Genomic DNA, 4,321 nt, shown 5'->3' on the forward strand with positions numbered 1-4,321 from the left:
CGGGAGGAGGTCCGGGCGGCGGGGCCTCGGGCGCATGGGCACAGTGGACGGACACCACGGCAACGAGCAGCAGGAGGAGCCGGTTCATGGTCCCGGGAGCGTAACGCCTGTCCGCCTGACGTCCAGGGTAATCACCGACCCTGCAAGGGTTTTGACAGACTCCGAGCCATTCCCGACTCATCTACAAACACTATCAGGCAGCGATAAAGTGATTGCCCACCCCAAACGCATTCCCTGAAGGAACTCCATGCAAAGACAAGACAGCGCGTCTCGGGCACTCGTGTGCCTCGTGCTCGCGGCGGTAGCACTCGCGGGCTGTGGCACCTCCGGCACGGAGCCGCTGGAGACAGGCAACGTGACGTTCATGGGGTCGGTGCCCCAGGCCCTGGCGGGCGACGACGTGGCCCGGGTGACCGTCACCCTGACGGCCAGCGGCGTCCCCACGTCCACGACGGTGCTCGCGCTGACGGACGGCGCATGGAGCGGCACGCTGTACCAGGTCCCCGTGGGCACGAACCGGACGTTCACGGCGGAGGCGTTTGGCGCGGACGGCTCGCTGCGCTATCGCGGGCAGGCGACGGGAGTTGCCATCACGTCGGGCGCCACGGCGGTGGTGGCCATCACGCTCCAATCCCTCCAGACCGGGGGAACGTTCGACAACACCACCCCCATCATCGACTCGCTCGTGGCTTCCGCCAGCACGGTGCTTCCCGGGGGGACACTCTCCCTCCAGGCCACCGCGCATGATCCGGATCCCTCCGACACCATCACCTATGCCTGGACGGCGACCGACGGGACCTTTGGCTCGGCGGGCGCGGGGGCGACGACGTGGAAGGCGCCCGCCACGGGTGGCACCTTCGCGCTGACGTTGACCGTCACCGATTCGCGCGGCGCGGCAGCCACCCTCCGGGTGGATGTCACGGTCGTCTCCACGGATGGCGGCGCGGGTTCGGGCGCGGCGGCGGTGTCGGTCTCCTTCAACACCTCCCCTTCGGTCCAGCGCATCACGGCCTCGCGGTCCCCGGTTCCGGTGGGCCAGGGCACGGTCGTCACCGCCCAGGCCTCGGACGGCGACGGCGACACCCTCACCTACCAGTGGACCGCGTCGTGCGCGGGAAGCTGGACCCAGGCCACCTCCAGCGCGGCGACGTTCACCCCCAGCGCCGTGCCAACGGGCGATGCGTGCGGAAGCTGCGCGCTCAACGTCACCGTGAAGGACCCCAAGGGCGGACAGACGCAGGGCACGTTGCGCGTCTGCGTGGGGCCGAGCACGGGGGCCAGCGTTCCTCCGCGCATCGTGCTGGCGAACCAGAGCGCGACGTCCGTGAATGGCGGCGGCACCGTGACGTTCCGGGTCCTGGCCGAGGATGGGGATGGCAGTGCCCTCACGTTCGCCTGGGCCGCGAGCACCGGTACGCTGGGCACGGCCACGTCTGGGTTCACCTCCAGCGAGAACTCCTGGAAGGCACCGGCATGCGCTCCGGTGGGCGCGGCTCCGTCCATCACCGCCACCGTCATCAACGCCCGGGGCTTCTCCGCTTCGACGAACTTCAGCGTCGCGGTGCTGGGGGCTCCAGACTGCGTGCCGGAGAACGTGGGGCAGTGGGAGGGAACGGGCAACCTGGTGACGCCTCGCTATGGGGCGAGCGCGCTCACGCTTCCTTCTGGGAAGGTCCTGCTGGTGGGAGGAAGCACCGGTTCCACGGGCTTCACGTCGGCGGAGCTCTACTCATCCGACACGGCGAGTTGGACCTCGGCCGGCAACATGAGCGTAGCCCGCGTCCAGCCGGGCATGACGGTGCTGCCCTCGGGCAAGGTCCTGGTGACCGGGGGATGGACTGCCTCCAACTCCACGGTCCCCCAGAAGACCGTCGAACTCCATGATCCGACCACCAACACCTGGACGGCGACTCCCTCCATGGCGTTTGCCCGCGCGGCCCACACCGCGACCCTGTTGCCTTCCGGCAAGGTCCTGGTCGTGGGTGGGAACTACGGTGGGGACGCGACGAGCACCCGCATCCCGGAGCTCTTCGACCCCGCGACGAATACCTGGACGCCCATGGCCAGCTCGGCTCCCGGGAATCGGTCAGGACACGCAGCGGTGCTGCTGCCCTCCGGAAAGCTCCTCGTGGTGGGAGGCGGCGAGAGCGCGGAGTTCTACGACCCGGGCGCGAACACCTGGGCCCCTGCGACCGGCGTCACGGGAACAAGCTGGACGCACGCCTTCCTGCTCCCGTCAGGCAAGGTGCTGATGGTCGCGGGGCAGCTCATCGCCGTCTACGACCCCGCGCTCAATGTCCAGTCTTCGGTGGGTGCCTTCACCCATGCGCGGACCTATGCCTCCCTGGTCCAGCTCCCCTCCGGCAAGCTCCTGGTGACGGGTGGCACAGCGAGCATCAGCCTGACGGCCGAAATCTTCGACCCCGCTACCGGGAAGACCGCCTTCACCACCAGCATGCCCACCTCGCGATACCACATGGCGGCCACCGTCCTGGCCTCGGGCAAGGTCCTCTTCGCCGCCGGGTATGACCGGGACAGGGGCGTCTACCTGAACGCGGCCCTCCTCTACACCCCCTGACGCCAGCCTCACGTCCGCGCGCCCGTTGTGCGCGCGGACGTGGGTGTTCTCCGTTCCGAAGTCCACGACGACGACGGGCATTGCGGCCTCCCGCGATTCAGCGAGGATGCGCCCCATGTCCAACCTCCAAGGCAAGACCCTCTTCATCACCGGTGCCAGCCGCGGCATCGGCCTGGCCATGGCGCTGCGCGCGGCCCGGGACGGCGCCAACATCGTCATCGCCGCGAAGACGACCGACCCGCACCCCAAGCTGCCCGGCACCATCTACACCGCCGCCAAGGAGATTGAAGCCGCGGGCGGCAAGGCCCTGCCCTGCGTGGTGGACATCCGCAACGAGGAGCAGATCCACGCCGCCGTCGCCAAGGCCGTGGAGACCTTCGGCGGCATCGACATCCTCATCAACAACGCCAGCGCCATCAGCCTCACCGGCACGCTGGAGACGCCGCTCAAGCGATTCGACCTGATGCACGGCATCAACACGCGCGGCACCTTCGCGTGCTCCCAGGCGTGCCTGCCGTACCTCAAGAAGTCCAGCAATCCGCACATCCTCAACAACTCGCCGCCGCTCAACATGGAAGCGCGCTGGTTCGGTCCCCACGTCGCCTACACCATGGCGAAGTTCGGCATGAGCATGTGCGTGCTCGGCATGGCGGAGGAGTTCAAGGACGAGGGCATCGCCGTCAACGCCCTCTGGCCCCGCACCGTCATCGCCACCGCCGCCGTGCAGAACCTGCTGGGCGGCGACGACACCATCAAGGGCAGCCGCTCGCCGGAGATCATGGCCGACGCCGCGTACGCCATCCTCACCAAGCCCAGCCGCTCCTTCACCGGCAACTTCTGCATCGACGAGGACGTGCTGCGCGGCGTGGGCGTCACCAACTTCGACAAGTACCAGTCCGTGCCCGGCGCGGAGCTGTTCCCCGACTACTTCATCTGACCGTCCGCTCCACCACCGGGGCGCATGGGTGCGCCAGGAACAAGGCCCTCATGCCCCCGCGCAAGCTGCTGCGACACCTGGTCTGGCTCGAGTCCTTCACCGCCGCCGTGGAGGCGGGCAGCATCGACGCCGCCGCCGAGCACCTGGGCGTCGCCCGCTCCGTGGTGAGCGAACACATCCGCGCCCTGGAGGAGACGCTCGCGGACGGCGCCGCCCTGCTGGAGCGGGGCCCGGGCCGGCGCCTGCAACTGTCCGCGCGCGGCGAGCGCCTCTACGCCGGCACCCAGACGCCCCTGCACCAGCTGGACATGAAGCGGCTCATGGACCTGGCGCGCGTGGAGCCCACGCTCCGTCTGGGGCTCAACCCCACCCTGTCCATGTCGCTGCTGGGCGGCATCGCGCAGGACGCGGCCGCCACCGACCTCAAGCTCGTGGTGGGCTTCGGCGGCTCGCACGAGCTCGTGCGGCAGGTGCAGACCCGCCAGCAGGACCTGGTGCTGGACTTCACCCCGCTGCCTCCGCATGAAGGCGTGGACTCCGAGTCCCTGCTGCGCATGCCCTTCGTGGTGCTCGCCGGCCCCGACTCCGCGCTCGTCCGCGCGCACCCGTCCCCGCGCCCCCTGGATGTGAAGGACCTGCAGGGTCAGCGCTTCGTGGACTGGTTGCGGGACGATCCGTACGGAGGCGCCAACAGCGCGCGCTTCGCCGCCCACGGCGTCACCGTGGAGGAGGTGGGCCGCGTGGAGAGCTTCCTCCACCTCTACGAGCTGCTGCGCGCCTACCGCGCCTGCGCCATCGCCCCCGAC

At 69.5% G+C, this 4,321-nt stretch carries 3 protein-coding genes; all 3 read left to right on the forward strand.

The features are described 5' to 3' along the window. Window positions 1-247 precede the first annotated feature (247 nt). Window positions 248-2,578: a Kelch repeat-containing protein gene (locus D7V93_RS39030; protein ID WP_120648138.1), complete on the forward strand. Its 2,331-nt coding sequence runs from the start codon at window positions 248-250 to the stop codon at window positions 2,576-2,578. Between the two features lie 115 nt (window positions 2,579-2,693). After that, entirely contained in the window at window positions 2,694-3,515 is an 822-nt protein-coding gene (locus tag D7V93_RS39035; RefSeq protein WP_120648139.1) for an SDR family oxidoreductase, read from the forward strand. A 50-nt stretch (window positions 3,516-3,565) separates the two neighbouring features. After that, on the forward strand, window positions 3,566-4,321 hold a 756-nt coding region (locus D7V93_RS39040), incomplete at its 3' end, for a LysR family transcriptional regulator (protein WP_147451573.1).

It is taken from the genome of Corallococcus llansteffanensis (assembly GCF_003612055.1).
GTDB classification, from domain to species: domain Bacteria; phylum Myxococcota; class Myxococcia; order Myxococcales; family Myxococcaceae; genus Corallococcus; species Corallococcus llansteffanensis.

Excerpts from the sequence above, each read along its gene's own strand:
- D7V93_RS39030 (WP_120648138.1), top strand. The coding sequence starts at position 248 with ATGCAAAGACAAGACAGCGCGTCTCGGGCACTCGTGTGCCTCGTGCTC.
- D7V93_RS39035 (WP_120648139.1), top strand. The coding sequence starts at position 2,694 with ATGTCCAACCTCCAAGGCAAGACCCTCTTCATCACCGGTGCCAGCCGC.